The organism is Variovorax sp. J22G73 (assembly GCF_030317035.1).
GTDB lineage: Bacteria > Pseudomonadota > Gammaproteobacteria > Burkholderiales > Burkholderiaceae_C > Variovorax.
The window spans coordinates 87,465-113,075 of record NZ_JASZYK010000018.1 but is presented as its reverse complement, the minus strand read 5'-3'; the positions used below and the strand labels follow the sequence as shown (position 1 = coordinate 113,075).

29 protein-coding genes and 1 pseudogene are annotated in these 25,611 nt (G+C 68.6%); 16 read left to right on the top strand and 14 right to left on the bottom strand.

All coding sequences use genetic code 11. The features are described from left to right. Positions 1 to 103 precede the first annotated feature (103 nt). A complete protein-coding gene (locus QTI51_RS35925; RefSeq protein WP_286517928.1) occupies positions 104 to 1,039 on the top strand; it encodes a LysR family transcriptional regulator in 936 nt (311 codons plus the stop codon). 66 nt (positions 1,040 to 1,105) lie between these two features. Here QTI51_RS35925 and QTI51_RS35920 read toward each other — a convergent pair whose 3' ends face one another. The 3 genes from QTI51_RS35920 to QTI51_RS35910 form a co-directional block, all read right to left on the bottom strand. Next, on the bottom strand, positions 1,106 to 1,327 hold the full coding sequence (locus tag QTI51_RS35920; RefSeq protein WP_286517929.1) for a tautomerase family protein: 222 nt from the start codon (positions 1,325 to 1,327) through the stop codon (positions 1,106 to 1,108). A 29-nt stretch (positions 1,328 to 1,356) separates the two neighbouring features. After that, positions 1,357 to 2,106 (bottom strand): SDR family NAD(P)-dependent oxidoreductase, encoded by a 750-nt coding sequence (locus QTI51_RS35915; RefSeq protein WP_286517930.1) that lies wholly within the window; start codon positions 2,104 to 2,106, stop codon positions 1,357 to 1,359. Between the two features lie 125 nt (positions 2,107 to 2,231). Next, positions 2,232 to 3,212 carry a LysR family transcriptional regulator gene (locus tag QTI51_RS35910; protein WP_286517932.1) on the bottom strand — a complete coding sequence of 327 codons (981 nt, stop codon included), beginning with the start codon at positions 3,210 to 3,212 and terminating at the stop codon, positions 2,232 to 2,234. 125 nt (positions 3,213 to 3,337) lie between these two features. On the opposite strand from QTI51_RS35910, the gene QTI51_RS35905 reads away from it, so the two are divergent. Beyond that, on the top strand, positions 3,338 to 4,609 hold the full coding sequence (locus QTI51_RS35905) for a YbfB/YjiJ family MFS transporter (RefSeq protein ID WP_286517933.1): 1,272 nt from the start codon (positions 3,338 to 3,340) through the stop codon (positions 4,607 to 4,609). A gap of 28 nt (positions 4,610 to 4,637) precedes the next feature. Continuing rightward, positions 4,638 to 5,054 carry a hypothetical protein gene (locus tag QTI51_RS35900; RefSeq protein ID WP_286517934.1) on the top strand — a complete coding sequence of 139 codons (417 nt, stop codon included), beginning with the start codon at positions 4,638 to 4,640 and terminating at the stop codon, positions 5,052 to 5,054. A gap of 39 nt (positions 5,055 to 5,093) precedes the next feature. Here QTI51_RS35900 and QTI51_RS35895 read toward each other — a convergent pair whose 3' ends face one another. Beyond that, entirely contained in the window at positions 5,094 to 5,870 is a 777-nt protein-coding gene (locus QTI51_RS35895; protein WP_286517935.1) for a hypothetical protein, read from the bottom strand. 53 nt (positions 5,871 to 5,923) lie between these two features. After that, a complete protein-coding gene (locus QTI51_RS35890; protein WP_286517936.1) occupies positions 5,924 to 6,841 on the bottom strand; it encodes an alpha/beta hydrolase in 918 nt (305 codons plus the stop codon). A 318-nt stretch (positions 6,842 to 7,159) separates the two neighbouring features. Here QTI51_RS35890 and QTI51_RS35885 point away from each other — a divergent pair, with 318 nt between their 5' ends. Further along, a complete protein-coding gene (locus QTI51_RS35885) occupies positions 7,160 to 7,429 on the top strand; it encodes a hypothetical protein (protein ID WP_116910591.1) in 270 nt (89 codons plus the stop codon). 28 nt (positions 7,430 to 7,457) lie between these two features. On the opposite strand, the gene QTI51_RS35880 is transcribed toward QTI51_RS35885, so the two are convergent. The 6 genes and pseudogenes from QTI51_RS35880 to QTI51_RS35855 all read right to left on the bottom strand — a co-directional run. Beyond that, positions 7,458 to 8,453 (bottom strand): TIGR03571 family LLM class oxidoreductase, encoded by a 996-nt coding sequence (locus QTI51_RS35880; protein ID WP_286517938.1) that lies wholly within the window; start codon positions 8,451 to 8,453, stop codon positions 7,458 to 7,460. Beyond that, complete coding sequence (locus QTI51_RS35875; RefSeq protein WP_286517939.1) at positions 8,453 to 8,809, bottom strand: MoaF-related domain-containing protein; 357 nt, start codon at positions 8,807 to 8,809, stop codon at positions 8,453 to 8,455. Before QTI51_RS35875 ends, QTI51_RS35880 begins: the two co-directional genes overlap by 1 nt. A 23-nt stretch (positions 8,810 to 8,832) precedes the next feature. Then, positions 8,833 to 9,648 carry a 2,5-didehydrogluconate reductase DkgB gene (dkgB, locus tag QTI51_RS35870; RefSeq protein ID WP_286517942.1) on the bottom strand — a complete coding sequence of 272 codons (816 nt, stop codon included), beginning with the start codon at positions 9,646 to 9,648 and terminating at the stop codon, positions 8,833 to 8,835. Between the two features lie 54 nt (positions 9,649 to 9,702). Beyond that, a complete protein-coding gene (locus tag QTI51_RS35865; RefSeq protein WP_116910589.1) occupies positions 9,703 to 10,905 on the bottom strand; it encodes an MFS transporter in 1,203 nt (400 codons plus the stop codon). A gap of 95 nt (positions 10,906 to 11,000) precedes the next feature. Then, positions 11,001 to 11,303 carry a hypothetical protein gene (locus QTI51_RS35860; protein WP_286517944.1) on the bottom strand — a complete coding sequence of 101 codons (303 nt, stop codon included), beginning with the start codon at positions 11,301 to 11,303 and terminating at the stop codon, positions 11,001 to 11,003. A 95-nt stretch (positions 11,304 to 11,398) separates the two neighbouring features. Then, a pseudogene (locus QTI51_RS35855) lies at positions 11,399 to 11,617 on the bottom strand (transposase); the annotation flags it as partial. Here QTI51_RS35855 and QTI51_RS35850 point away from each other — a divergent pair. Continuing rightward, complete coding sequence (locus QTI51_RS35850) at positions 11,568 to 12,047, top strand: MFS transporter (protein WP_286547700.1); 480 nt, start codon at positions 11,568 to 11,570, stop codon at positions 12,045 to 12,047. The pseudogene QTI51_RS35855 and the gene QTI51_RS35850 sit on opposite strands and share 50 nt — an antisense overlap. Positions 12,048 to 12,057: 10 nt before the next feature. Here QTI51_RS35850 and QTI51_RS35845 read toward each other — a convergent pair whose 3' ends face one another. Beyond that, entirely contained in the window at positions 12,058 to 12,468 is a 411-nt protein-coding gene (locus QTI51_RS35845; protein ID WP_132748855.1) for a hypothetical protein, read from the bottom strand. 214 nt (positions 12,469 to 12,682) lie between these two features. Between QTI51_RS35845 and QTI51_RS35840 the strand changes: the two genes are divergently transcribed. The 4 genes from QTI51_RS35840 (at position 12,683) to QTI51_RS35825 (ending at position 15,440) form a co-directional block, all read left to right on the top strand. Further along, on the top strand, positions 12,683 to 13,249 hold the full coding sequence (locus QTI51_RS35840) for a DUF3455 domain-containing protein (protein ID WP_286517948.1): 567 nt from the start codon (positions 12,683 to 12,685) through the stop codon (positions 13,247 to 13,249). 126 nt (positions 13,250 to 13,375) lie between these two features. Then, positions 13,376 to 13,900 (top strand): sigma-70 family RNA polymerase sigma factor, encoded by a 525-nt coding sequence (locus QTI51_RS35835; RefSeq protein WP_207786733.1) that lies wholly within the window; start codon positions 13,376 to 13,378, stop codon positions 13,898 to 13,900. After that, a complete protein-coding gene (locus QTI51_RS35830) occupies positions 13,897 to 14,625 on the top strand; it encodes an anti-sigma factor (RefSeq protein ID WP_286517950.1) in 729 nt (242 codons plus the stop codon). Before QTI51_RS35835 ends, QTI51_RS35830 begins: the two co-directional genes overlap by 4 nt. A gap of 188 nt (positions 14,626 to 14,813) precedes the next feature. Next, positions 14,814 to 15,440: a 2-hydroxychromene-2-carboxylate isomerase gene (locus QTI51_RS35825; protein WP_116910584.1), complete on the top strand. Its 627-nt coding sequence runs from the start codon at positions 14,814 to 14,816 to the stop codon at positions 15,438 to 15,440. A gap of 42 nt (positions 15,441 to 15,482) precedes the next feature. Here QTI51_RS35825 and QTI51_RS35820 read toward each other — a convergent pair whose 3' ends face one another. Next, a complete protein-coding gene (locus tag QTI51_RS35820) occupies positions 15,483 to 16,898 on the bottom strand; it encodes a HEAT repeat domain-containing protein (RefSeq protein WP_286517951.1) in 1,416 nt (471 codons plus the stop codon). Positions 16,899 to 16,972: 74 nt separating this feature from the next. Between QTI51_RS35820 and dapF the strand changes: the two genes are divergently transcribed. From dapF to QTI51_RS35790, 6 genes are all read left to right on the top strand, one after another. Beyond that, positions 16,973 to 17,848: a diaminopimelate epimerase gene (gene dapF, locus QTI51_RS35815; protein ID WP_286517952.1), complete on the top strand. Its 876-nt coding sequence runs from the start codon at positions 16,973 to 16,975 to the stop codon at positions 17,846 to 17,848. Next, positions 17,845 to 18,546, top strand: a complete 702-nt coding sequence (locus QTI51_RS35810) for a DUF484 family protein (protein WP_286517953.1) — start codon at positions 17,845 to 17,847, stop codon at positions 18,544 to 18,546. The genes dapF and QTI51_RS35810 overlap by 4 nt, the downstream gene beginning before the upstream one ends. Continuing rightward, on the top strand, positions 18,543 to 19,178 hold the full coding sequence (locus QTI51_RS35805; RefSeq protein WP_116910580.1) for a YdcF family protein: 636 nt from the start codon (positions 18,543 to 18,545) through the stop codon (positions 19,176 to 19,178). The genes QTI51_RS35810 and QTI51_RS35805 overlap by 4 nt, the downstream gene beginning before the upstream one ends. Beyond that, positions 19,153 to 20,151, top strand: a complete 999-nt coding sequence (locus QTI51_RS35800; RefSeq protein ID WP_503011575.1) for a tyrosine recombinase XerC — start codon at positions 19,153 to 19,155, stop codon at positions 20,149 to 20,151. The genes QTI51_RS35805 and QTI51_RS35800 overlap by 26 nt, the downstream gene beginning before the upstream one ends. A 4-nt stretch (positions 20,152 to 20,155) precedes the next feature. Further along, a complete protein-coding gene (locus QTI51_RS35795) occupies positions 20,156 to 21,418 on the top strand; it encodes a class I SAM-dependent rRNA methyltransferase (protein ID WP_286517956.1) in 1,263 nt (420 codons plus the stop codon). A gap of 124 nt (positions 21,419 to 21,542) precedes the next feature. Further along, positions 21,543 to 22,601, top strand: coding sequence for a CobW family GTP-binding protein (locus QTI51_RS35790; RefSeq protein ID WP_286517957.1), 1,059 nt, complete (start codon positions 21,543 to 21,545; stop codon positions 22,599 to 22,601). Positions 22,602 to 22,692: 91 nt separating this feature from the next. Here QTI51_RS35790 and QTI51_RS35785 read toward each other — a convergent pair whose 3' ends face one another. Next, a complete protein-coding gene (locus tag QTI51_RS35785; RefSeq protein WP_286517958.1) occupies positions 22,693 to 24,213 on the bottom strand; it encodes a YdgA family protein in 1,521 nt (506 codons plus the stop codon). 404 nt (positions 24,214 to 24,617) lie between these two features. Between QTI51_RS35785 and dksA the strand changes: the two genes are divergently transcribed. Beyond that, positions 24,618 to 25,583, top strand: a complete 966-nt coding sequence (gene dksA / locus QTI51_RS35780; RefSeq protein WP_286517960.1) for an RNA polymerase-binding protein DksA — start codon at positions 24,618 to 24,620, stop codon at positions 25,581 to 25,583. The last annotated feature ends 28 nt before the right edge of the window (positions 25,584 to 25,611 follow it).

Below are 25,611 nucleotides of genomic sequence, written 5' to 3'. Positions count from 1 at the left end.
TGTTCTTGCGACCGTGTGGGTGGTCGCGAATCAAGGCTGAATGATCGGCAGGAGCGAACCCGGTGTAAATTGCAAATATTCGCTCTACTCTTGCACCAAACGCATGAATTTCGATCTTGCGGACCTGCGCGCCTTTCTGGCGGTTGCCGACTTCGCCAGCTTTCGCGTGGCATCGGACAACCTGCACCTGTCGCAATCGGCGTTGTCCCGGCGAATCGACAAGCTGGAAGAAGCGCTGGGCGTCAAGCTGTTCAGCCGCACCACGCGCAAGGTCGAGCTCACGACCGTGGGCCGCGCTTTCGTGCCCAAGGCACGCAACGTCATGCGCGAACTCGAGGACGCGCTCGTCGGCATCAAGGACACCACCGAGCGCGTTTCCGGCCAGGTCACCATCGCCTGCGTGCCGTCGGCCGTGGGCTACTTTCTGCCGGTTGCCATCAAGCGGTTCCACACCGCGTATCCCAAGGTGCGCATCCGCCTCATCGACGAATCGTCTGCGGAGATCCTCGTGGCCGTCGCACGAGGGGACGCCGATTTCGGCCTGACCTACATCGGCACGCAGGAGGCCGACATCGACTTCGAGCCGCTGCTCGAAGAGCGGTTCGTGGTGGCTTGCCCCGCGGGGCATCCGCTTGCAAGGCACAAGCGCGTGACGTGGGCCGAGCTGTCGCAGCACGAGTACGTCACCATCGCGCAGGGAAGCGGCAACCGCTTCCTGATCGACCAGGCGCTCAGCCACGTCGAGAACAAGCCGCAGTGGATCTGCGAAGTGCGGCACGTGCCTGCGCTGGTGAGCCTGGTCGAGGCAGGGCTGGGCCTGGGCGTGGTGCCACGCCTGGCGATGCCTCCGAAGGGGCACTCGGGGTTGGTCAGCATTCCGCTCGAAGACCCGGCGGTCACGCGCGTGATCGGCCTGATACGGCGGCGCGGCCGGGAGCTGATGCCGGCCGCGCGGCTGTTCCACGACATGCTGCTGCAAACCCGCGACGAAAAGCCGAAGCCGCGCCGCGCCGCGGGAAAAAAGCCAGGCAGCCGTTGAGAGCGCACGCCGGCGCGTCCTTGGGCGCGCGGCGTGGCGTTGGCTGTCGGAGCGCCGATCAGCGCTTCAGTCGGCACTCCTGTTCGCACGCTCCCGCGCCCGAACCACCGTCGTCGTTTCCCCCGCATAGCCCCAGTTGTCGGTGTCGATCTCGTCGATCACCACGTGCGTCAGCTCGGGCTTCTTGCCCAGCACGCGCTGCAGCGTGTCGGTGATCTCCGCGATGACGGTGGCCTTCTGTTCGCGCGTGACGCCGTCGCGCGTGATGCGTACGTTGACGAATGGCATGGTGTGCTCCTTGCGCTACGCGCCCGTTTTCAGAAGTTGCCCGCCGCCGCGGCGCCGTCCACCGCCAGCACGGCGCCGCTGGTGAAGCCCGCGTTCACCAGGTAGAGCACGGCGTCGGCAATTTCGTCGACCGTGCCCAGGCGGCCGGTCGGCTGCAGGGTCTTCAGGAAGGCATGCGACTCGGCCGGGTGCATCGGGCTGTCGATGATGCCGGGCGCCACCGCGTTCACGCGCACGCCATGCGGCGCCAGTTCGAGCGCCAGCGCGCGCGTGGCCGCGTTGAGCCCGCCCTTGAGCAGCACCGCCATGAAGGCCGGCACATTGCTGCGCGGCTGCAGCGCGATCGATGCGGTGATGTTCACGATGGCGCCCGCGCCGCGGCCGATCATGTGCCTGGCCGCGGCCTGTGACGCGAAGATGGTGCCCTTCACGTTGGTGGCGATCTGCTGCTCGATTTCTTCGGGCGTGAACTCGACGAAGGGCTTGGGCAGGAAGATGCCGGCGTTGTTCACCAGCGCATCGACGCCGCCGAAGCGCGACACCGCATGCCCGACCATCGCCTGCGCCACGCGCGGGTCGGCAATGTCGCCGGCCACGCCGGCAAAGCGGTCGCCCGCGTTCAACTGGCCCGCGGCCTCCTGCAGCCGCGCGTCGCTGCGCGCATTGCCGACGACGTTCCAGCCTTCGGCCAGCAGGCGGCGGGCAATGCCGAAGCCGATGCCGCTGCTGGCGCCGGTGACGACGGCGGTCTTGCCGCCTTGGGGGATCTGCACGGTCATGATGATTTCCTTCCGGTTTCAGCGGGCCGCGAGATGCGGCGCCGTCATGGAAGGAAGTGTGGATTCGACCGGGATAAGAGTGAATAGCCGGCGTTCGGCAATCACTCTTCCTCAATGCGAGCGAATCAGGTGCTCCGCGGCTTCGGAGCGACTTTGGCCCTTGGCCTGGCCGCAGCCTTCTCCTTCGGCGCGCAAGCCTCCGACCACGCCGCGAACCCCGCACGCAGCCGGGGCAACGCGAAGTCGACAAAGGCCCGCACCTTCGGCACCGACAGCCGCCCGTGCGGCGACACCAGGTGCGCCGGCAGCGGCGGCGCCTCGTCGTCGGGCAGGATGATGCGCAGCCGCCCCTGCGCCACCTCGTCCGCCACGTGGTACGAGAACGAGCGCAGCACGCCGCGCCCCTCCGCCGCCGACGCCACCGCCGCGCGCAGGCTGTTGACCACGAAGCGCGGCGCGAACTGCACCGTGCGCGGCATCGTGGAGCCGGCCTGCGGCGGAAAGCTCCACGAGTCGATGCCGAAGTGCGTCATGGCCACCACCTGGTGCTCCGCCAGGTCCGACAGCTGCGCAATGCGCGGGTGCCGCGCCAGGTAGCGCGGCGACGCCGTGAGCACGCGCCTGACCTCGCCAATGGGCAGCGCCACCAGCGTCGAATCGGCCAGGTGCGCGATGCGCAGCGCCACGTCGATGCCCTCGTCGATCAGGTTGGCGGGCCGGTCGAGCAGATGCAGCCGTACCGACACCGTGGGGTGCGCGTTCATGAACTCGTCGAGGATGGGCCTCAGCAGCGCCTCGCCGACGGCCACCGCCGCCGTCACCGTGAGCCGGCCGCGCGGGGCCGAGCGCTCGCCGGCGGCGGCGATGTCGGCTTCTTCCAGGTCGGTGAGGATGCGGCGGCACGCCACCGCGTAGCGCTCGCCCGCGTCACTCAGGCGAATGGAGCGCGTGGTTCGGTGCAGCAGCTCGGCGCCCACGTGCGTTTCCAGGAAGGCGATGGCGCGGCTCACCGCGGCGGGCGACTTGCCCAGCTTGCGCCCCGCGCCGGCCAGGCTGCCTTCGGCCAGCGCTGCGACGAACACCTTCATGGCATCGATGCGGTCCACGATTCTTCCTTGCTGCGAAATACTGAATGCCCAAGCATAGGGATTCACTCGGGCGGCGGCAATTACTAGCATCGAGGCGTCGGTCGGCACACACGTGTGGCCGACGAACAGCAGGAGAAATTCCCATGGCCGCAGCCCACCGCGCCAACCAGGCGAACCCCGCCATCACCGACATCCCCGCAAACCCGACAGGTCGCGCGCACCCCGCCGCGCCGCCGTGGCGCGCCATCCTCGCGGGCTTCTGCGCCACGCTGGTCGGCCTGGGGCTGGCGCGCTTCGGCTACACGCCCTTGCTGCCGGCCATCATCGATGCGCACTGGTTCAGCGCCTCGGCCGCCACCTACCTGGGCGCGGCCAACCTCGTGGGCTACCTGCTGGGCGCATTGCTGGGCGGGCCCATGTCGGCGCGCTGGCCGGTGCGCAGCGTGCTGCGCGCCATGATGCTTGCGACCGCCGCGTCGCTGCTGGCCTGCGCCTGGCCTGTCGACTTCGCGTGGTTCTTCGGCTGGCGCGTGGTCTCGGGCATTGCCGGCGGCGCGCTGATGGTGCTGGCTGCGCCCACGGTGCTCGCGCACGTCACGCCGCAGCAACGCGGGCTGGCCAGCGGCATGGTGTTCGCGGGCATCGGCCTGGGCATCGCGGCCTCGGGCACGCTGGTGCCGCTGCTGCTGCGCCAGGGGCTGGCGGCCACGTGGATCGGGCTGGCGCTGCTGGCGCTGGTGCTCACCGCCGTCGCGTGGCACGGCTGGCCCGCCGCGGCGCCTGTGGCCCCCGGTTCGCAGGCCGCGCACGCTGCGCATGCGGCCAGCGCGCGCCCGCCCATCGCCACGGGCAGGTTGCGCGCGTTGACCCTGTCTTACGCGCTGAACGCCGTGTGCCTGGTGCCGCACATGATCTTTCTGGTCGACTTCGTCGCGCGCGGGCTGGGACAGGGGCTGGCGGTGGGGGCGCAGTACTGGGTGGTGTTCGGCCTGGGCGCCATCGTGGGGCCGGTGCTCAGCGGCTACCTGGCCGACCGCGTGGGCTTCGGCGCCGCGCTGCGCATCGCCTTCGCTGTGCAGGCGCTGGCCTTGGCGCTGCCGGCCTTCGGGGTCATCGGGCATGGCGGGCTCATCGTGTCCAGCGTGGTCATCGGCGCGTTCACGCCGGGCATCGTGCCGCTGGTGCTGGGCCGGGTGCAGGAGCTGCTGGCGCACCACCCCTCGCTGCAGAAGGCCGCATGGAGCCAGGCGACCACCGGTTTCGCGGTGCTGCAGGCCAGCGCGGCGTACGGCATGTCGTGGCTGCTCGGGCACTCGGGTGGTAACTATGCGTTGCTCTTCTCGCTGGGCGGCGGCGCGGTGGTGCTGGCGCTGCTTACAGACCTTGTTGCTGGCAGGCTGCACACCGTGAAGTGATTCGGCGCGCCGCACTTAAACTGCGGCCATGCAAAGCACCGGGGAAGCTCAACGCCGCCTGCAGCCCGTCGTGGAGCTCCGGGAAGAGGGGGCGTCTTTTGCGTACTCCGTGCGCGCCCCCCGCTCCAAGGGCGTGATACCGCCCAGCTCCTACCAGGACTGCGGCTTCGCCAGCCTGGCCGAGTGCCTCAGCGACGTGGCCAAGGCCCTGGGCGGCGACTTCAAGCGCATCTACGTTCGGCTCGACGGCCACTGCGTGGGCGAGCGCGACATCGCCGAGCTGCACCAGTCGCCCGAGCTGGTGGCCGCCGCGTTGCGCAGGGCATGCCCGGCGTTCGATGTGCCGGCGCCGCGCGCCGTGGAGGCCGCCGTTGCTGTCGTTGCGGTTCCGGTTGCTGCTGCTGTCGTTGCCCAGGAAGCCGAAGACCCCACGGCCGTCAGCTGAAGCTTTCAACGCGCTTTACAGGCTTTCGGCCTCACCGCCTTACTCGACATAGCGCACCCACAGGTGCGTGCGCCCCGCGATGCCCTGCGCAAACGTCTCGGCCAGCGCGTCGCGGTCTTCGTCCCCCGCGTTGTAGAGCGCGCAAAGGTCCGCCGCAATCGCCTTTGCCTGCGCCTCGTCTGGCGGCGTTGCACGCAGGTAACCAAGGTAAGACGCTCCCACGCCCACCAGCGCATAGCCGTGCGCACCGTGCAGGTGGCGCGCCACCGCGAAGTTCAGCGACGGCCCCAGGTCGCAGGTGAAGTAGCCGTTGGGAAACGCCGCGAGCGCTTCATGCGCGGGCTGCACCGGCACCACCAGCGCGGACACCGGCTGGTCGAGCAGCGACAGCGGGTCGTTCTGGTAGCCCGTCCATTCCTCCAGCGCCTCGTCGTCCAGCGTGAGCCCGTGCGCGCACGCGTCTTCGAACGACACCGCCGCCGTGTGCTTGCGAAAGTTGTGCAGGCAAATGGCGAACTCGGCCTTGGTGTTCAGGTAGCCCAGGTACTTGCCGTCTTCGAAGCATTCGGCGGGCAGGCCGCTGATGTCGAGCCCGCTCGCGTCGTCCAGTACCAGGTTCATGCGCGCGTGCCCCGAGGTGTAGCGCGCCTGGCCGAAATCATCGAGCGAGAACAGCGGCGTGCAGCCCGGGTGGTCCGCGGCAATCTGCCGGTGGGCCTCGGCCAGCTCCGCAAGGCTGGCGATGTCGCTCAACCGGTATTCGTCGCACAGCCCCTGCGAGGGGTTGGCGTTCGACGTGTTCCCTTGAAATTGCATGTGCATGCGCGCGATGCTCGCACACCGCCATGCATGCCAGGGTAGGCCAAGCGCTACGGCAGCAGCTTGGTGACCGCGTCGTTGAACGAGGGAATGTCGGTCGCCACGTGAATGGTGCTGTACGTCGTTTCCGTGACCACGAACTGCGGGTACGCCCGCGCCAGCAGCCGCTTGTACATGTCGTCGACGTTGCCGAAGTTGCACTCGCGCGGGTTGTCGCAGCGCGTGAGCATCAGCGTGGCGGGCAGCGGCTTGCCGGCCAGCGCGTCGAACATCTTCTGCTCCAGGTCGTTGTTCTGGTCGGTCTGCGAATCGAAGGAGCCTTCGAACGACAGAAAGTAGGAGAAGGTCAGCGTGCCGCTCGCGCCCTCCAGCAGCAGCGCGACGCCCGCCATGCTGCCGCTCAGCGAGAGGCCGGTGAGCATGCGCTTCTTGGTGTCGGCGCGGTATTTGGCCTCGATGAAGGGCACCAGCTCCTGCGTCAGAAAGTCGTGGTACGACCGCGCGCCGGGCAGCAGGTAGTCCGTCTCGCGGCGCGAGGTGCCGCCGATGCCGACCATTACCGCCTGCGTGTGGCGCGTGTCCAGCGTTTGCCTGAAGTTGTCGAAGCGCGTGCCGGGCGGGTTGAAGATGGCGTCGCCGTCCATCGCGTAGATCACCGGGTACGCGGTGCTGCCGGTGTCGTAGGAGGCCGGCAGGTAGATCTGCAGCGGATACGTCGCCCCCGTCTTGGCCGAGGTGATGGTGTCGGACACCACGCGCCCCGGGGCCGTCGAAGGCTGCGCGGGCTCCGCGACAGGCTCCGCCGGTGGCGCCGCGGGCTGGGCCGCGGGGGTGGCGGGCGCAACAGGCAGCACCGGCAACGCGGCTCCGCCGCCACCCCCGCCCCCGCCGCCGCAACTGACCACGGCCAACGCAAACGCCCACCCGAAGGCAGACACCATCCGGCGCATCACTCGTCCCAGCTGCATAGCAACTCCTCGGCTGTCATGGTTGGAAGAAAGACGGAAGAAGACTGAAAGAACACCCGTGAGGGCATCGCTTGATGACGCGCAATCGACGCGCAACTGACGCGAGATGGCGCGCATGGCGACCCCCGATGCAACTCGGCGCGAGGATGGCACGGCACCTGTTTCACAACGGTGATAACTGGGGAGTTTCTGAACTGAAACACTCGTGTCAGCCCTGCGCGGCGCGCTGCTGGCTGCGAGTGCGCGCGGGGCGCCGTCCTACTCCAGCAGGGCGCTTTCGGCGGTTCACGTGTTTTGCGACGGAGCGACAAAACACCCATGTCCACCTATGAATCCGTGCTGCAGGAAACCGGGCGCTTCGAGGTCGTCGATGCGCTCGACAAGACTGCCACCGTGCTCGAGTACACGGAGTGCCTGTACCGCGTGAGCATTTCCAAGCGCTACCCGGCCGTGAGGGGCGCGATCAGCTACAGGCTGAGCGACGGCACGCCGTTGCGAAGGTCGAAGAAGGGCTTCTTCGACACGCTGGACGGTATGCAGCGCTTCTTCGTCGTGCAGGGGGTGGAGATGCCGGAATCGGCTTGCTGACGTTGGTTCTTCAGCCGCAGTCAGCCGCTCAGGCAGCCACAGCCTGCGCCGTGTGGAACACCGGCAGCACGAACTCCCCGATTTCCTGCATCGTCTCGTCCACCGGCCGCTGGTTGCGCCGCATGTGCAGCGCCACGTGCTGCACGCCCGCCGCATGCAGCGCAGCCAGCTCGTGCACCAGCGCGTGCCGGCCCATGCGCCCGCCGAAGCGGTAGCGCTCCAGCGGCGCGTTGGCGTCGTCGGCCAGGTCGAGGTGAATGAAGCTGATGTACGGCTTGAGCTTGGGTGTGCCTTCGCCCGTGGGCGCTGTCACGGCGCGCCACTGCGCCGAACGCCGCGCGTGGTCTTCCGGCGTGCCGGGGTAGGCGAGGCAGCCGTCCATGTGCGCGCCGATCCACTCGGGCGTTTGCTGCGCGAGGCCCGCCACCAGCAAAGGCAGCGGCTGCGCAGGGCGCGGCAGGAGCTCGATGCCTGCGGGCAGGCTACCCGAAGCCCAGCTACGCACCATCGCCACCTGTTCCCTGAAGCGCTCGCCGCGCGAGGCAAAGTCGCGCTCGAAAATCGGGTACTCCACCGGCCGGTCGCCGCTGGCCACGCCCAGCAGCAGGCGACCGTTGCTCAGCTGGTCGACCGTGGCGGCCGACTTCAGCGTGAGCACCGGCTCGCGCAGCGGCAGCACCACCGCGGCGGTGCCCAGCAAGATGCGCTGCGTAACGCCCGCCAGGTAGCCCAGGTAGCTGAACACCTCGAACACCTGCGCTGCGTCGCCGAACGACGGGTCGTACAGCGGCACGTCGCGCGCCCACAGCGCACGAAAGCCCAGCCGGTCGGCCAGCTTCGCGAGCCGCGCGTGCTGCGCGAGGTCGGGCACGCCGAAGGGCCTGCCCGCATCGCCCTCGGCGCGGCGAGCGGCTTCGCGTGCGGGCGACCAGTCGTTGTCCAGCGGCAGCTCCAGCCCGATGCTCGGGCCCGCGCCGTTCGACGACACCAGCGATTGCAGCGCGCCATGCATCGGGCTGCTCATCACGCCGTTGCCTTCACTTCGCGCAGCGTGCCCGCCATGCGCACGAACTCATGCGCGGCCGTGGTGTAGTACGAGCGCGATTGCCCGGCCTCGAAGTCGTCCACGTGCACCACCGTGCCCTTGTCGGCCTCTTGCCACGACAGCGCGTAGAGCCCCGGCGCGAGCTGCTCGCTTTGGTACCGCACCTCGGCGGTCGCGCCGGTGAAGGGGCCGGCCGTGACCTCGTAGCGCATCGTGTGGCCGTCGGCGGCGTAGATGTTCAGCGCCGTCATCGTGTCGCCGTAGCGCACTTCGAAGGTGCGACCAGCGAACGGCAAGGTGGGCAAGGTGGGCAGGGAGGGCAAAGCGGTTCCCATGTCGTTGCTCATGGCGTTGCCGCTCAGTCCCACGCCGGCGACAGGCCGGCCGGGTCGGTCAGGCGCTCGTTGCGGTCCAGCGCGGCCATCTGCGCCATGTCGGCGTCGGTCAGCTTCAGCTGCTGCGCCTTCAGGTTGCCTTCGAGGTTCGCGCGCTTCGTGGACGACGGAATCACCGCGTAGCCCAGTTGCATCGCCCACGCCAGCACCACCTGCGCCGCCGTGGCGCCGTGCGCCTTGGCAATGGCCTCGACCACCGGGTCGTTCAGCACCTTGCCGTAGGCCAGCGTCATATACGAGGTGATGTGGATGCCCTGGCTCTTTGCGAACTCCGCCACCTTGCGGTTCTGCAGGTAGGGGTGCAGCTCGACCTGGTTTGTGGCGATGTTCTGCGCGCCCACTGCCGCGATGGCTTCCTTCATGAGCGCGATGTTGAAGTTGGACACGCCGATGTGCTTCGTGAGCCCCTGCGCCTTGGCCTCGGCCAGCGCGCCCATGAACTCCGCCACCGGCACCGCGTTGCCGGGCGAGGGCCAGTGGATCAGCGTCAGGTCCACTTGGGTTGTGCGCAGCTTGGCCAGGCTGTCTTTCAGGCTGGGCACCAGCTTGGCGGCGGCGTAGTTGTCGGTCCAGATCTTGGTGGTGATGAACAGGTCTTTGCGGGCCACGCCGCTCTCGGCAATGGCCTGGCCCACGTCGGCTTCGTTGCCGTAGATCTGCGCCGTGTCGATCACGCGGTAGCCCACGTCGAGGCCGTTCTTCACCGAGTCGATGACCACCTGGCCCTTCAGGCGGAAGGTGCCGAGGCCGAAGGCGGGAATGGGGTTGTTCGTGTTCATGTGTTGTCCTTGTGCGTTGAAAGAAAAGAATGAGGTCGAGAGAAACGAAGCGGCTCAGTGCCCGACCGGCACCGCACCCGCCGCCCGCACCGGAATGCCGGCACGGCGGTCGAGCGAGCCGCTCCATTGCGTGAGCGCCAGAGACACCAGCACCACCAGCGCGCCGATCCAGGGCGTGTGCATCAGGCCCAGGTGCGTCACGATGAGGCCGCCGGCCCAGGCCGCGCCGGCAATGCCCAGGTTGAAGGCCGCGATGTTCAGGCCCGAGGCCACGTCCACCGCCTGCGGCGTGAAGCGCTCGGCCTGCTTCACCACGTACACCTGCAGGCCCGGCACGTTGCCGAAGGCCACCGCGCCCCACATCATCACCGCCAGCAGCGCCAGCCACTTGTGCGGCGCCGCGAAGTTGAAGACCAGAAGCACCGCGGCCAGCAGCGCGAAGATGATCTTCAGCGCCGGAATGGGGCCCAGCCGGTCGGCCAGCTTGCCGCCCCAGATGTTGCCCACCGCCACCGACACGCCGTACACCAGCATCACCCAGCCCACCGCGCCCGCGCTGAAGCCCGACACGTCGGTGAGGATGGGCGCCAGGAACGTGAACGGAATGAACGAGCCGCCGTAGCCGATGGCCGTCTTGGCATACACCAGCAGCAAGCGCGGCTCCGCCAGCACCTTGGCTTGCTGCGCCAGCGAGGCGGGCGGCGTGTGGCGGATGTTGGAGGGCACGAAGATCCAGCTGCCGATGAACGCGACAACACCCAGCGCCGACACGGCCAGGAAGGTTTCGCGCCAGCCGAAGTGCTGCCCGATGAACGTGCCCAGCGGCACGCCCGTGACCAGCGCGACCGTGAGGCCCGTGAACATCACCGCGATGGCGCTCGCCGCCTTTTCCTTGGGCACCAGGCCCGTGGCGATGGTGGAGCCGATGGAGAAGAACACGCCGTGCGCCAGGCCCGTGAGCACGCGGGCGGCAATCAGCGATTCATAGCTGGGCGCCTTCCACGCCAGCAGGTTGCCGACCGTGAACAGCGCCATGAGCCCGAGCAGCAGCGCCTTGCGCGGCAGCTTGCCCGTGAGGGCGGTGAGCACCGGCGCGCCAATGGCGACGCCCAGCGCGTAGAGGCTGACCAGCAGGCCGGCCGAGGGAAGGCCGATGCCGAGGTCGGCAGCGACGGTGGGAATGAGGCCAACGATGACGAACTCGGTCGTCCCGATGGCGAAGGCGCTGAGGGTCAGCGCGAGTAGGGCGATTGGCATGGGGCACTCCTTCTTGGGATGGGAGGAGTGTCTTGCGGATACCTTTGCGGATTAAGGGGGGATGGGGCAGAAGATAGTTGCGGATAGATCAACAATCAGCTTGGATTGCGTTCTCGTTCAGTGGCTCGAATCAATCTGGAAAGATGAAAGCTCGCGAGATTGATCTCTTCGGCAGAGAGGCGGGCGGGCTCGTTCTGAAGGAATGACGGCAAGGCTTTGGGCTCTAAGACCCATAGATCGCGAAAGCCGCCCGAGTTAGCCACAAACCAACCCGGAAAAACGATGACTGGGCGTGTCTCAAATTTTTTTCCAGTGCTCTGCGATAACAACTGCTTTAGCCAGCTTGCCTGCGCTTTAGGGCTACGCTGAAGTAGCCCCCCTTTTTCTGCATCGAGCATGCTGCACGCTTTGGATTGCGCTGATCGGCACTCAGGGATGGCGGTTTTTGCCGTGTCTGTGCATCGGCGCGCTGCTTTCGGCGGCCTTCTGCGTTTTACGGGCGCACTCGCACCAACAGCAGCCCTCGGCTCTTGTAGATGTTGGCCAGCGCAAGGGCCGTGAATGCCCTGGTCGCGTTCTTGTGAAGTCCACGGTATCGGACCTTGCTGAAGCCCCACAGTCTCTTGACGACACCGAACACGTGCTCGACCTGCGCGCGCACCTTGGACTTGTTGCGGTTGCGTAGCCGCTGGCCCTCATCGGGCACTCCAGCAACCTTCCAGTTTCTGGTGGCGCTGTACCTGCAGAACATCCAGGGCTGGGCGCCGTGGCAAATGGCGCTGGTGCTGCTGGCGGGGCTGTCGGCCTTCGTGCCGTGCTACCTGCTGATGTTCGGCATCGGCCCCGAGCCCGATTTGTGGGGCGTGCTGCTGCCGGCCTCGGTGCTGTGGGGCGCGGGCTTTGCGCTGAGCATCTCCGCGCTGATGGTGGCCGGCACCACGGGCGTCGCCGATGAAGAGCAAGGGCTGGCCGCCGGGCTGCTGAACAGCTCGCTGCAGGTGGGCGGCGCCTGCGGGCTGGCGGTGCTGACGGCGGCGATCGGGCCGGGCACGGCGCTGGCGATGCTGTATCCGGGCGTGGGGGTGATGCTGGGGTTTGCGGTGCTGACGTTGTTGGCGCAGGTGATTCGGGGGAAGGGGTAATTGCCGCGGTTCAACGCGCCGGCGCAATCTCGATCGCGCTGAACGTCTCCGTCAGCTTCACCGCCTGTTTCAGCGAGCCGGTGGTGATCTCCCGCCCGGCCTTGTCGAGGAACTTGGTGTCGGTGTCGACGATGAGGGTCACCGGCACATCGCCGCTGTCGCCGTGCCACACCGCCCGGAACTCGTAGGGCCCCATGCGCGCGCCGCCCAGGTGCGGCATCGCCGCATCGGAGATGCGCACGCCTGAGCCGGCGTCGTCGATCTTCAGCGTGCCGAGCACGAACTTCTCGAACGCCGGCCTGGCCTTGAGCAGCGGCCGAATGTCCGACTCGAAGCTGACGGTGCCATCGGCCCAGGCGGGCGCTGTCGCAAGGAAGAGAGTGCTGAGCGCGATGAGCATCGAGCCGTATCGTGGCTTCATGGGCGGGGGGCTTTCGTGGGCGTGTTGTTGCGGCGCAGGCCCGGATTCTGGGGCCGTGCCACGCATCAGCCGCACACCAGCCGCCTGGAAAAAGCCCCGCAACCACCAGCAGCAGAAATTTTTCAAAACTGCCTGCATCCAAACCCGCCCCCCGGCGTGTAGACCCTACAGCAGCGAGGAGCTGCTGACCCTCTACCACCCCAGGAGAACTTCCATGCACACCTCCCGTACCACCCGTTCCGTCGCCGTGCTCGGCGCCGTTTCCGCCGCCGCCTTCCTCACCGCCTGCGGCTCGATGTCGATGGCACCCGCGTTCAACCAGTCGAGCCTGCCGCCGACCATCCAGGTGCCGGCCGGCAACAAGGTCGCCATGGAAACCGTGGGCAAGGGCGACATCACCTACGAATGCCGCGACAAGGCCAACGCCCCCGGCCAGACCGAGTGGGTGTTCGTCGGCCCCGACGCCAAGCTGTGGGACCGCAGCGGCAAGCAGGTCGGCAAGTACTACGGCCCGCCGGCCACCTGGGAATCGAACGACGGCTCCAAGCTGACCGCCACGCAACTGGCCGTCGCACCGTCGGGCCCCACGAGCCTGCCGTTCCAGCTCGTCAAGGCCAACCCCGCCACCGGCTCGGGCGCGATGACCGGCGTGACCTACATCCAGCGCGTGGCCCTGCAAGGCGGCGTGGCACCGGCGGCCATGCCCTGCACGCCGGCCACCAAGGGCCAGAAGCAAGTGGTGCAGTACCAGGCCGACTACATCTTCTGGAAGGCGTCCTGATCGGGGGGTGAATGCGGGGCGAGGGCGGGGGCTGCGACTACCATCGGGCCCTTGCCCGATCCCCGCAACCCGCCGACGCTCACCACCTTGCCCGCCGCAGACCCCTTCGACTACGACGCCGCACTCATGGCCTGCGCCCGCGGCGACCGCCAGGCCCTCCAGCAGCTCTACCAGCGCGAGAGCCGCTACCTGATGGGGGTGGCCCTGCGCATCGTGCGCCAGCGCCAGCAGGCTGAAGACGTGCTGCACGACGCCTTCATCAGCATCTGGCAGCGCGCGGAAACCTTCAACCCCGCGCGCGGCGAAGGCCGCGGCTGGATCTACAGCGTGGTGCGCAACGCCGCGCTGAACATGGTGCGCAGCGGCGCGCGTCAGGTGCATGTGAGCGAAGAAGCGGTGGAAGCCATCGACGACCAGGCCGCGATGGCGGCCTATGCCTCGTCGGCCGACCCGTTCGAGCTGCGCGCCGACCTGGGCAAGCTCGAAGGCTGCCTGGGCGGCCTGGAGCCGGCGCGGCGCGACTGCATCCTGTATGCGTACGTGGAAGGCTGCTCGCACGGCGAGATTGCCGAGCGGCTGCAGACGCCGCTGGGCACGGTCAAGTCCTGGATACAGCGCGGCATGCGCGCGCTGAGGGAGTGCATGGCATGAGCACGACCCCGGGCAACAGCAACAATTTCGAAGACATCGACGCGCTGGCGGGCGAGTACGTGCTGGGCACGTTGTCGGCCGCGGCCCGTGCGTCGGTGGACGCGCGCATGCGCGACGAACCCGCGCTGCGCGACGCCGTGCAGGCCTGGGAAGCGCGCCTGCTGCCGCTGACCACGCTCGCGCCGCCGGCCGAGCCGTCGCCCGCGCTGTGGTCGCGCATCGAGCGAAGCCTGGGGCCGGTGCTCGGTGCCAGGACGCGGCCTGCGGGCACGTCGGCGTTCTCCAATTGGTGGAACAACCTGAACCTGTGGCGCGGCCTGGCCGCCGGCGGTTTCGCCGCCGCCGCGCTGATGGTGGCGGTGATGGTCACGCGGCCGCTGCCCACGCCGCAGTACATGGTGGTGCTGGTCGCGCCGCAGGACAAGGCGCCTGGCTGGGTGATACAGACCAGCGCGTCGCGCCAGCTGAGCCTGGTGCCGCTGGGCACCTTCGAGGTGCCGCCGCAGAAGACGCTGCAGTTCTGGACCAAGGCCGACCAGTGGCGCGGCCCGGTGTCGCTGGGCCTGGTCAAGCAGGGCCAGTCGCTGCGCATTCCCATCGACAAGCTGCCGCCGCTGGAACCCAACCAGCTGTTCGAACTGACGCTGGAGCCCGAGAACGGCTCGCCGATCGACCGGCCGACCGGGCCGATCCAGTTCATCGGGCGTGCGGTGAAGGTGCTGTAGCAGACGCGCGTTTGCGTTGCATTGCATCGCTCCTTCCCCCTCTGGGGGAAGGCCGGGATGGGGGCAGGCACGGCGCCCCGTGGATGCGCCGCGTGCCCCCACCCCCGCCCTCCCCCGGGAGGGGAGGGAGCAAAACTTGGGCTCGCGGCTGACATGGCAGGCGCGTGAGCGCCGCAAATAATCCGCCCATGATCGCCCTCGACTGCTACTACAGCCTCTCCTCCCCCTGGGCCTACCTCGGCGGCCCGCGGCTGCAGGACATCGTGCGCCGCCACCATGTGCGGCTCGTGCTCAAGCCCTACGACTTCCAGTCGGTGGTGCCGCAGACCGGCGGCATTCCGCTGAAGACGCGCCCCGAGCCGCGCCGCACGTACCACGCGCTGGAGCTGGCGCGCTGGAGCGAGTACCTCGGCATGCCGATGAACCTGGCGCCCGCGCACTACCCCAAGGGCGCGCCCGCCGACCCGAACTGGAACAAGTACCCGGGCTGGATGGTGATCGCCGCGCAGCTGCGCGGGCTCGACGCGCAGCCGCTGTCGCATGCACTGCTGCGCGCGCTGTGGGCGGAAGAGCGCGACACCGCGCAGGCCGACGTGCGCATTGCCGTGGCCATCGAGAACGGCTACGACGGCGCCTCGCTGCAGGCGATGGAGCAGTCGGCCGAGGTGCTGGCGGCGTACCGCGTGAACAGCGCCGAGGCGGTGGAGGCGGGCGTGTTCGGCTCGCCCACGTTCCTGCTGAACGGCGAGCGCTTCTGGGGGCAAGACCGGCTGGGCTTCCTGGACCGGGCGCTGGACAAGCTGCGCGCGGGCTGAACCTCAGGCCTGAATCTCAAGCCTGAATTTCAAACCTGAACTTCAATCGTCGCCGTCGAGCACCGACTGCGCGGCGGTGCGCACGCGCTCGCTGGCGTCGTTCCGCGCGGCCTCTTCGAGCGCGGCGTGCCAGGGTTTCCCTTCGACTTTCCAGTCGCCGATGCCCGTGACGGCCGTCCATCGCACGTCGGCGTCGTCGTCTTGCGCGGCGCGTTCGGCCAGCACGGGCAGCACGCGCTGGCCGATGGCGCTGCCCAGCCCGCGCTCCCCGCACAGGCTGGCCGCGTGCAGGCGAATGAAGGCGTGCGGCGAAGCCAGGCCGCGCAGCGCCTCGTCGACCTCGCCCGGGCGCAGTTCGCAGTAGCTGCTGCCGGGCCGCAGGATCTCGCGCACAAGGGCGACGGTGGCCGGCGGCGCCGCGAGCAACGCCTCCAACGGGCGGTAGTCCAGCGGCAGCGGCGTCGGGTCGCGAAACGACGAGCAGGGCGCGCACAGGCCTTCGATGGCCATCCTGGCGGCGTCGGGCAGGTTGTCGCCGTCTTGAGGCTCTTGCATCACCTTTTTCAGCTGCGCCAGCAACCAGTCGCTCTGGCCCAGGTAGGCCAGCGCCCGCGCGGCCCAGGCGCGTCCGGGTTCGTCGCGGGAGGCCGCCATTTGCGTCTTCAGCGCGTCCAGCACCTCGGGCGTGGCCACGCCGATGCGCCCGAGCATCAGGGCGGCGTGCCAGCCGCGGGGGCTCTTGCGCTTGCCGTTTTCCAGGCGCGCGAGCAGCGCGGGCACGGCCGGCGCGCCAATGGCGCAGAGCTGGTCGCAGGCCTCCTCGGCGCCGATGGAGCCGTTCGGGCGGTCCAGGCAGGTGACCAGGAACTCGACGCGCTCGGCCACGGGCAGCGCGGCCACGCGGGTGCGTTCGCGGTCGTCGCGGGCGTCTTTTTCGAACAGGCGCTCGAAGGTGGCGTCGCCGAGGCAGCGGCGGGCCAGGGCGGTGGCGTATTCCTCGTCGTTCACGAACATGACGAAGTCGGGCGTGAGCTGGAGCGAATCGCTGACTGAATCGCCGAGCGCCTGGCGCACCTTGTGCGCCGCCGACACCAGCATGTCGAAGCAGTCCTTCTCGGCCTGCAGCCAGTCGGCGCGCGAGCCCTGGCGGGCGGCCTGGTCGGCCGCGTCGGCGGCTTCCTTGAGCGCGTCGCTCTCGAACTCGACCAGCTCGTGCGCCCAGTCGGCCGGGTTCCAGTCGGCGTCCCAGAAGTCGATGGAAGCGCGCGCTTCGTCCTCGCGCGCGGACACGGTGTTGGCGCCCAGCGAGGGCAGGGCGATGATGCCGTCGCACTCGCGGTACACGCCGTGGAAGGCGGCCACGTAGAAGCGCTCGTCGGGGTTTTCCTGCATCAGGGCGCGCAAGGCGCGCAGGGCGTCCTCGACGATCAGCGGTTCCAGTGCTTTCCAGTGGTTCATTCGCAGGCCTCTCCCCCGTGGTTTCATTTGGGCCTGCGATCGTAAGGGGCGGTGCCGGTGGCGATAATCCCGGGATGCGAATCCGCTTTACCAAGATGCAGGGGGCCGGCAACGACTTCGTCGTGCTGGACGAAACACGCGGCACGCTGGGCCTCAGCGCCGCGCAATACCGCTTTCTGGCCGACCGCCATTTCGGCGTCGGCGCCGACCAGATCCTGACCGTGCGGCCATCGCCTTCGGAAGGCATCGACTTTCAATACGTGATCCACAACGCCGACGGCGGCGAGGTGGAGCAGTGCGGCAACGGCGCGCGCTGCTTCATGCGCTTCGTCAGCGAACACAAGCTCACGGCCAAGGACACGGTGCGCGTGCAGACGCTGGCCGGCGTGATCGAGCCGCGCCTGGGCGCCGACGGCCGCGTGACGGTCGACATGGGCGCCCCGGTGTTCGAGCCCGCGCGCGTGCCCTTCGACCCCGCCGGGCTCAGCCCGCAGCCCGACGGCGCGTGGGAAAAGTGGCACCTGGCGCTGGGCACGCATGCCGGCAGCGCCATCGTCTCGGTGGCGGTGCTGTCGATGGGCAACCCGCACGCGGTGCAGGTGGTGGACAACGTCGACACCGCGCCGGTGGCCGAGCAGGGCCCGCAGATCGAGCACCACCCGCGCTTTCCGCAGCGGGTGAACGCGGGCTTCATGCAGGTGGTCGACCGCACGCACATCAAGTTGCGGGTGTTCGAGCGCGGCGCCGGCGAAACGCTGGCCTGCGGCACGGGCGCCTGCGCGGCGGTGGTGGCGGGCATACGGCTGGGGCTGCTGGAGCGCAGGGTCGACGTGCAGACGCACGGCGGCATTCTCACGATCGAATGGCAGGGCGAGGGTCAGCCGGTGCTGATGACCGGGCCGGCCACGACGGTTTTCGAAGGCGACATCGAGGTTCCCGATCTGACATGACTTCCTCCCACAACAACAACGACGCCAACGCCATGAATCCGATCACCGAGGACGACATCGCCAACTACCTGGCGAACACCCCCGACTTCTTCGAGCGCCATGCCCAGTTGCTGGCGCAGGTGCAGCTCACCAGCCCGCATGGCAACCGCGCCGTGAGCCTGCAGGAGCGCCAGGCCGAGATGCTGCGCGAGAAGATCAAGGCGCTGGAGCACCGCCTGATGGACATGGTGCGCCACGGCACCGAGAACGTGGTCATCGCCGACCGCCTGCAGCGCTGGACCAAGGGCCTGTTGACCACGCGCGACCCGCGCAGCCTGCCGTACCGCATCGCGGTCGACCTGCAGTCGCTGTTCCTGGTGCCGCAAACGGCCATCAAGGTGTGGGACTGCAGCAGCGAATACCTGAACGAGGCCTACGCCCAGTGGGTGAGCGACGACGTGAAGGCGCTGGCCACCTCGCTGACCTCTCCGTACTGCGGCCTCAACGCGGGCTTCGAGGCGGCCAACTGGCTGCCCGAGCCGCAGTCGGCCATGTCGATCGCGCTGATTCCGCTGCGCGCCGACCCCGAGTCGCCGGCCTTCGGCATGCTGGTGCTGGCGTCGCCCGACGCGCAGCGCTTCAACGCCGAGATGGGCACCGACTTTCTGGAGCGCATCGCCGAGCTGGCCTCGGGCGGACTGTCGCGGCTGCGTCCTTGACGCGTCCGCGCGGGTTGCGCCGGCGCTGGCAGGTGCTGCTGGCGGTCGTGCTGACGGGCGGGGTGCTGGCGTATGCCGCCCTCGGGGCCTTCGTGTGGTGGCAGGCCGAAGCGCTGCTGGCGAACCCGCCGCAGCGCCCGGCCGATGCGGCGCTGGTGCTGGGCAGCCGCGCCTACCTGGACGGCAAGCCGCACCCGTGCCTGTCGGGCCGGGTCGATACGGCGGTGGCGCTGGCCCATGCCGGCACCGTCAAGCTGCTGGCCTTCACCGGCGGCGTGGATTCGGAAGACGGCCGCATCGAGGCCAAGGTGATGCAGGAGCGCGCCGTGGCCGAGGGCTTCGCCGGCCCGATGCTGCAGGAGCCGGCCTCCACCTCGACGCGGCAGAACCTGTCGCTGTCGCTCCCGCTGTTGCAGGTGGCCGGCGTGCGCAGCGTGGTGATCGTGTCGGAGCCCTTTCATTTGTGGCGCGTGCAGCGGCTGGTGAAGATGAGCGGCTTCGACCGCAGCTTCGACGTGCAGTACGCGGCCGCCCCCACTTCGTGCTGGAACGCGCTGGGGCCGTTGTCGAAGGGCGCATTGCGCGAGCCGGCGGCCATCGTGAACAATGCCTTCCGTGGATTCCTCTTCTGAAGCCGCGCCGCCAGCCGATTCGGGCTGGATCGACAAGTACCTCGCGCATGTGCGCGTGGAGCGCCGCCTTGCGGCACGCACGCTGGAGCTGTATTCCTTTCACCTGAAGGCGCTGACCGACAACGCCGCTGAGGCGAAGCTGTCGCTGGACCGCGTGCAGGCCGCGCACGTTCGCCGCTGGATGGCGCAGCTGCACAGCGCCGGGCGCGAGCCGCGCGGCATTGCGCTGGTGCTGTCGTGCTGGCGCAGCTTCTACCGCTGGCTGGGCCACGAGGGCCTGATCGGCTTCAACCCGGTGCAGGACGTGCACGCCCCCAAGGCCGGCAGGCCGCTGCCCAAGGCGCTGGGCGTGGACGACGCGGTGCGCCTGGCCGAGCTGTACGACCCCGAGGCCGACCCCTGGACCGAGGCGCGCGATGGCGCCATCGTCGAGGTGCTGTACGGCTGCGGCCTGCGCGTGAGCGAGCTCACGGGGCTCGACGCCCAGCCCAGCGGCACCGCGCGCGGCTGGATCGACCTGGACGCAGCCGAGGCCAATGTGCTCGGCAAGGGCAGCAAGCGCCGCATCGTGCCGCTGGGCAGCAAGGCGGCCGAAGCCGTGCGCGACTGGCTCGCGGTGCGCGGCGAGTGCGCCGCCATCACCGTGGCCCAGGTGCGCGACCCGCAGGCGGCGGCCGCGCTTTTCATCAGCGCCAAGGGCGTGCGCATGACGTCGCAGGCGGTGTGGAAGCTGCTGCGCGAGCGCAGCCTGAAGGCGGGGCTGGCCGCGCCGGTGCACCCGCACATGCTGCGCCATTCGTTCGCCAGCCACGTGCTGCAGTCGAGCAGCGACCTGCGCGCGGTGCAGGAGCTGCTGGGGCACGCGAGCATCACGACCACGCAGGTCTATACGCGGCTGGATTTCCAGCACCTGGCCAAGGTCTATGACCAGGCCCACCCGAGAGCGAAATCTCGCGAAGACAAAGACAAATAAACACATGAAAACCCTTCGCCTCAAACCCGGCAAGGAGCGCTCGCTGCAGCGCCGCCACCCCTGGATCTTCGAGTCCGCCATCGCACGCGGCGCCGCCGATCCGGGCGAGACGGTGCGCGTGGAGTCGCACGACGGCGCCTTCCTGGCCTGGGCTTCTTTCAGCCCGGCTTCCAAGATCCGCGCGCGGGCCTGGAGCTTCGTGGAAACGCAGCGCATCGACGCGGCCTTCCTGGCCTCGGTGTGCGTGCGCGCCGTGAAGGCCCGCGGCCTGTTCGACCTGCAGAGCGACGGCGTGCGCGTGATTCACGGGGAGGCCGACGGGCTGCCGGGGCTCATCGTCGACCGTTATGGCGACACATTGGTGGCGCAGTTCCTGTCCGCCGGCGTGGAGCGCTGGAAAGACGCGCTGGCCGACGCGCTGCTCGCGGCCACCGGCCTCGGCAAGCTCTACGAGCGCTCCGACGCCAGCGGGCGCGAGCGCGAAGGGCTGAAACCGATCACGGGCTGGCTGCGCGGCGAGGGCGCGACCGACATCACCATCCGCGAGCACGACTGGCAGCTGTCGCTGAACATCGCGACCGGCCACAAGACCGGCTTCTACCTCGACCAGCGCGACAGCCGCCAGCGCTTCGCGGAGCTGGCGCAGCACCGGCGCTTCAGGCGCGTGCTGAACTGCTTCTGCTACACGGGCGGCTTCACGGTGGCGGCGCTGGCGGGGCTGAAGGCCGCGGGCGCGCTGGAGGGCGCCGAGCTGGTGTCGGTCGATTCGTCGCTGCCGGCGCTGAACCTGGCGCGCGCGAACGTGGCGCTGAACGGCTTCGGCGGCGGTCAAGGTGAAGGTGAAGGTGAAGGTGAAGGTCAAGGCGATGCGGGTTCGGGCGCGAAGACGGAGTTTCTGGACGCCAACGTCAACACGCTGCTGCGCGAGTTCATCGACCAGGGCCGCACCTTCGACGCCATCGTGCTCGACCCGCCCAAGTTCGCGCCCACGGTGGCGCACGCCGAGCGCGCCGCACGGGCCTACAAGGACATCAACCGGCTGGCGCTCAAGCTGCTGGAGCCGGGCGGCGTGCTGCTCACTTTCTCTTGCTCGGGCGGCATCGGCGCCGACCTGTTCCACAAGATCGTGGCCTCGGCGGGGCTGGACGCGGGCGTGGACGGCTACATCAGCGAGCGCCTGGGCGCGGCGCCGGACCACCCGATGACCATCGAATTCCCGGAGGGCGAGTACCTCAAGGGGCTGGTGGTGGTCAGGAAGCCGGCCTGAAACCGCTGGCGCCAACATCGCGTTGACCCCTTCGGCAACGCAACTCAGTGGCATTGGCTAAACTGCCCGCCACGTCTGCTTTTCGCCCCTTTTTCCTGTTTTCCGCTTCCGGAGCACTTTCCCCATGGCCCTCATTCCCGCGACCATCCTCACCGGCTTTCTCGGCTCGGGCAAGACCACCCTGCTCAAACGCATCCTGACCGAAGCCCACGGCCAGAAGATCGCGGTCATCGAGAACGAGTTCGGCGAGGAGAACATCGACAGCGACATCCTGGTGACGGAGTCGAAGGAGCAGATCGTGCAGATGAGCAACGGCTGCGTGTGCTGCACCATCCGCGAAGACCTGCGCGAAGCGCTGCAGCTGCTGGCCGCCAAGAAGCGCCAGGGCCTGCTGGACTTCGACCGCGTGGTGATCGAGACCACCGGCCTGGCCGACCCCGGCCCGGTGGCGCAGACCTTCTTCATGGACGACGAGATCGCCGAGAGCTACCTGCTCGACTCGATCCTCACGCTGGTGGACGCCAAGCACGCGCCGCAGCAGCTCAACGACCGCCAGGAAGCGCGCCGCCAGGTGGGCTTTGCCGACCAGATCTTCATCAGCAAGAGCGAGCTGGTGTCGGCCGAGGAAACCGAGGCGCTCATCCACCGCCTGAAGCACATGAACCCGCGCGCGCCGCAGCAGAAGGCGCACTTCGGCGACGTGCCGCTGAAGGACATCTTCGACCTGCGCGGCTTCAACCTGAACGCCAAGCTGGACATCGACCCCGACTTCCTGAAGGAAGACGACCACGGCCACGAGCATCACGACCATGACCATGCGCATGGCGAGGCCTGCGACCACCCCTCCCACAAGCACGAGGGCCACGGCCACCACCACCACACCGACGACGACGTGAAGAGCTTCGTCTACAAGGCCGACCGCCCCTTCGACCCGGCCAAGCTGGAAGACTTCCTGGGCGCGATCGTGAACATCTACGGCCCGCGCATGCTGCGCTACAAGGGCGTGCTGAACATGAAGGGCACCGAGCGCAAGGTGATCTTCCAGGGCGTGCACCAGCTGATGGGCAGCGACCTGGGCCCGGAATGGGGCCAGGACGAGGCGCGCCAGAGCCGCATGGTGTTCATCGGCATCGAGCTGCCGCGCGAAATCCTGGAGCAGGGGCTGGAGCAGTGCCTGGTGTGAGCCGGCGGCCTCGTTGAAATCAAAAAAAGGGCGCCGACCGCGAGGTCGGCGCCCTTTTTGCATTCAAGGCGTCGTGCGTTGCTTGAAGAAATTACCGGCCCGGCGCGCCCATCGGCTTGCCGTTGATCTTCAGGCTGCCGTCGCTGTACTCGACCTGGGCGGTCACGTCGTCGCCTTCGCGCTTCACGAAGCCCTTTTCCTCGCCTTGCTCGACCAGGCCCGCCACCATTTCGGGCGGGGGCGTCTGGCCGCTCTCGGCGCCGGTTTCGGCGAGCTTCTCGAGCCACTTCATGGGCAGGCGGGCGTTGGCCTTGAGCGCGCCGCGCTTCATGAGCAGGGCGGTGCCGGGCAGTTGCAGGTCTTCGTCGGTCACGCCGGCCATGCCGGCCATGTAGCTGATTTCACCGCGCTTGCCGTCGATCTCGACGACCATCTTGTCGACGCCGGCCTCGGGGCTGAACTTGGCCATGGCCTTCAGGTCGGGCGCGAGCTGGTCGGCCAGCGCCTGCATCGCGGCCTGCGATGCCTTGCTGCCGCCCTTGCCGCAGCCGTTGACGGCGCTGGACTGCATCCACGCGTCGGCCAGCTTCTTGTAGCCGGCGGCCTGGATGCGCCGCGCGCTGCTGGTCAGCTCGAACTTGTCGATCTTGGTCGCGCCGATGGTGCCGTTGCCCTTGACGGTGCCGCTGGAGGCATAGAGACCGTCCTTGATGGTGGCTTCGCCGAGCATGTCCAGGCCCTGCAGCAGCACGGTGGTCACCAACTTGGGCGGGGTGTCGGCCGGCACGGCGGCGGCGCCCAGCGGGCCGCCGGTCTTCTTCACGACGAGCTCCAGCGTGTCGAGCTTGCCCTCGGTCTTGCCGGTGGCCAGGAACCAGCCGGCGCTGCTGTCCATGTCGGCTTTGGCGGTGAGCTTGCCCATCTTCAGGGTGGTGCCGGTGCGGGCGTCGCTGAAGTCCAGGCCGGGCATGGCCAGGTCGTAGCGCACCTGGGTGCGCGCGGCGTTCACGTCCATGCGCATCTGCGCGCCCTGCCAGGCGAACTGGCCCTTGCCGGCTTCGGTGAGCTTGGCCGGCGCCACGGTCATGTCGGTGGTGAAGGCGCCGCCGAAGCCGACCTGGGTGCGCGCGCTCAGGGGCTTGGCATCGCCGAAGAGCTTCTTCGCGTCGGCCTGGGTCTTGGCGTCGAGCACCAGTTCGCTGTCGATGGTGGCCGCGGCCAGCGAGCCGCCGGCGATCGGGCCGTGGTGGATGGTGTCGCGGATGGTGAAGCGCAGCGGCTTGGGCGGCGTGGCGTCTGCCTGCGCTTCGGCTTCCTCGTCGGCTTCGGCTTCTTCACCCTCGGCGGGCGGGGTCGGCGCGGCAGGCGTGGCCGCGGCCGTGGCGTCCGGCGCGCAGCCGATCTCCAGGGTCACGGTGCTCACGGCGCCGAAGAAGCCGCGCTCGTATTGGCGGTCGGTCACGCGCACCAGCGCGGTCTGCTTCGGCAACTCGTCCAGCGCGGTGTCGTAGCGCGACTTGATCTGCGACCCGGCGTACCAGGTGCTGCCGCCGTAGGCCACCGCGATGGCCGCGGCCAATGCACCCACTCCCAGAACTGCTTTATTGCTCAAGGTTTTTCTCTCTCTTGTGTCGAATGATCGGATAGGCCCCCGCCGCCGTACGGACAAAGCAGGACAGGGCGCGGACCCGCGTTGCCCCCTCGACAACGCCGGGCGATGCTAACGGAGTTGCCGGCGGCGCCGGCCGCGGCGCACGCACATCGCCCGCGCTGCCGAGTTCTCTATACAATCGCGCGCCTGTTCCGGCAGCCACTCCTCGTCCCCATGGACAAGATGTGACTTCCGGCACGGGGCGCCGCACGTTTCTGGCGGGCTTTCGGGGGTATAACCCCGGGGTTCGTCACTGGCGGGCACCCCGACAACGGAGACATCGCGCGGCCTGAAAGCCGCAGGGTCTCCATGGGAGGAGACACCCAGTGAAAGCGCGTTCCAGTTCGTCAAAGGAGCCAGTCACCGTGAAGAAACCCGCCGCCAAGGCCACGCCAGCAACCAAGCCCGCCGCAACGAAGGCGCCGGCTGCGAAGCAGGCTGTACCTGCGGCAAAAAAGGTTTCCGCCGCTGCACATGACTCCCCCGCGAAGGAGAAAAGCGCATCCAAAAAGCCCGCAGCAGCCCCGGCCAAGGCCGAGACCGCTGCAAAGAAGTCCGCCAAGCCTGCCACTGCTGCGACCAAGACCGCAGGCGCGGGCGCCTCGTCATCCAAACCCGTCGGCCGCCCTGCTGCCGTTACTTCCGTCCCCTCGAGTCCCATGAAAAAAACGGCTGCCGCCTCCACTTCCGCCCCGGCGACACCCTCGATGCCCGCTCAAACCGCCACGCCCGCTCCCGCGCGTGGTGGCCGCGTGTCCCGGCTGTCGCAATTGACCGTCCCCTCGATGCCGCAATCCGTGGCGTCGACGGCCGCCAAATCCAGCTTCTCGCAGGCGCCGTCCACCGCGCTGGTGCCGCCGCCGCCCCTGGCCGTCAAGAAAGACCCGAAGCTGGCCAACAACTGGAAGACCAAGACGCCCGCCGAGCTGAGCGACGCCGAAGTCATCGCGATGCCCGACGACGAGTACATGAACGACAAGCAGATGGCGTTCTTTCGCCTGAAGCTCGCCGAACTCAAGCGCGGCATCCTGGAAAACGCCGGCGAGACCACCGAGCACCTGCGTGAAGACACCGTGGTCGTGCCCGACCCGGCCGACCGCGCCACCATCGAGGAAGAACACGCCCTCGAGCTGCGCACGCGCGACCGCGAACGCAAGCTGCTGAAGAAGATCGAGCAGTCGATCCAGCGCATCGACGCCGGCGACTACGGCTACTGCGACGAAACCGGCGAACCCATCGGCGTGGGCCGCCTGCTGGCCCGCCCGACGGCCACGCTGTCGCTCGAAGCGCAGCAGCGCCGCGAGCTCAAGCAGAAGATGTTCGGGGATTGACCGAGAGCACCCCCGGGACACTTTCCGT

What these genes read in the sequence shown, in the direction of transcription:
- QTI51_RS35925 (WP_286517928.1), top strand. Translation starts at nt 104, where the DNA reads ATGAATTTCGATCTTGCGGACCTGCGCGCCTTTCTGGCGGTTGCCGAC.
- QTI51_RS35920 (WP_286517929.1), bottom strand. Translation starts at nt 1,327, where the DNA reads ATGCCATTCGTCAACGTACGCATCACGCGCGACGGCGTCACGCGCGAA.
- QTI51_RS35915 (WP_286517930.1), bottom strand. Translation starts at nt 2,106, where the DNA reads ATGACCGTGCAGATCCCCCAAGGCGGCAAGACCGCCGTCGTCACCGGC.
- QTI51_RS35905 (WP_286517933.1), top strand. Translation starts at nt 3,338, where the DNA reads ATGGCCGCAGCCCACCGCGCCAACCAGGCGAACCCCGCCATCACCGAC.
- QTI51_RS35900 (WP_286517934.1), top strand. Translation starts at nt 4,638, where the DNA reads ATGCAAAGCACCGGGGAAGCTCAACGCCGCCTGCAGCCCGTCGTGGAG.
- QTI51_RS35895 (WP_286517935.1), bottom strand. Translation starts at nt 5,870, where the DNA reads ATGCAATTTCAAGGGAACACGTCGAACGCCAACCCCTCGCAGGGGCTG.
- QTI51_RS35890 (WP_286517936.1), bottom strand. Translation starts at nt 6,841, where the DNA reads ATGCAGCTGGGACGAGTGATGCGCCGGATGGTGTCTGCCTTCGGGTGG.
- QTI51_RS35885 (WP_116910591.1), top strand. Translation starts at nt 7,160, where the DNA reads ATGTCCACCTATGAATCCGTGCTGCAGGAAACCGGGCGCTTCGAGGTC.
- QTI51_RS35880 (WP_286517938.1), bottom strand. Translation starts at nt 8,453, where the DNA reads ATGAGCAGCCCGATGCATGGCGCGCTGCAATCGCTGGTGTCGTCGAAC.
- QTI51_RS35875 (WP_286517939.1), bottom strand. Translation starts at nt 8,809, where the DNA reads ATGGGAACCGCTTTGCCCTCCCTGCCCACCTTGCCCACCTTGCCGTTC.
- dkgB (WP_286517942.1), bottom strand. Translation starts at nt 9,648, where the DNA reads ATGAACACGAACAACCCCATTCCCGCCTTCGGCCTCGGCACCTTCCGC.
- QTI51_RS35865 (WP_116910589.1), bottom strand. Translation starts at nt 10,905, where the DNA reads ATGCCAATCGCCCTACTCGCGCTGACCCTCAGCGCCTTCGCCATCGGG.
- QTI51_RS35860 (WP_286517944.1), bottom strand. Translation starts at nt 11,303, where the DNA reads ATGCTCGATGCAGAAAAAGGGGGGCTACTTCAGCGTAGCCCTAAAGCG.
- QTI51_RS35845 (WP_132748855.1), bottom strand. Translation starts at nt 12,468, where the DNA reads ATGAAGCCACGATACGGCTCGATGCTCATCGCGCTCAGCACTCTCTTC.
- QTI51_RS35840 (WP_286517948.1), top strand. Translation starts at nt 12,683, where the DNA reads ATGCACACCTCCCGTACCACCCGTTCCGTCGCCGTGCTCGGCGCCGTT.
- QTI51_RS35835 (WP_207786733.1), top strand. Translation starts at nt 13,376, where the DNA reads ATGGCCTGCGCCCGCGGCGACCGCCAGGCCCTCCAGCAGCTCTACCAG.
- QTI51_RS35830 (WP_286517950.1), top strand. Translation starts at nt 13,897, where the DNA reads ATGAGCACGACCCCGGGCAACAGCAACAATTTCGAAGACATCGACGCG.
- QTI51_RS35825 (WP_116910584.1), top strand. Translation starts at nt 14,814, where the DNA reads ATGATCGCCCTCGACTGCTACTACAGCCTCTCCTCCCCCTGGGCCTAC.
- QTI51_RS35820 (WP_286517951.1), bottom strand. Translation starts at nt 16,898, where the DNA reads ATGAACCACTGGAAAGCACTGGAACCGCTGATCGTCGAGGACGCCCTG.
- dapF (WP_286517952.1), top strand. Translation starts at nt 16,973, where the DNA reads ATGCGAATCCGCTTTACCAAGATGCAGGGGGCCGGCAACGACTTCGTC.
- QTI51_RS35810 (WP_286517953.1), top strand. Translation starts at nt 17,845, where the DNA reads ATGACTTCCTCCCACAACAACAACGACGCCAACGCCATGAATCCGATC.
- QTI51_RS35800 (WP_503011575.1), top strand. Translation starts at nt 19,153, where the DNA reads ATGCCTTCCGTGGATTCCTCTTCTGAAGCCGCGCCGCCAGCCGATTCG.
- QTI51_RS35795 (WP_286517956.1), top strand. Translation starts at nt 20,156, where the DNA reads ATGAAAACCCTTCGCCTCAAACCCGGCAAGGAGCGCTCGCTGCAGCGC.
- QTI51_RS35790 (WP_286517957.1), top strand. Translation starts at nt 21,543, where the DNA reads ATGGCCCTCATTCCCGCGACCATCCTCACCGGCTTTCTCGGCTCGGGC.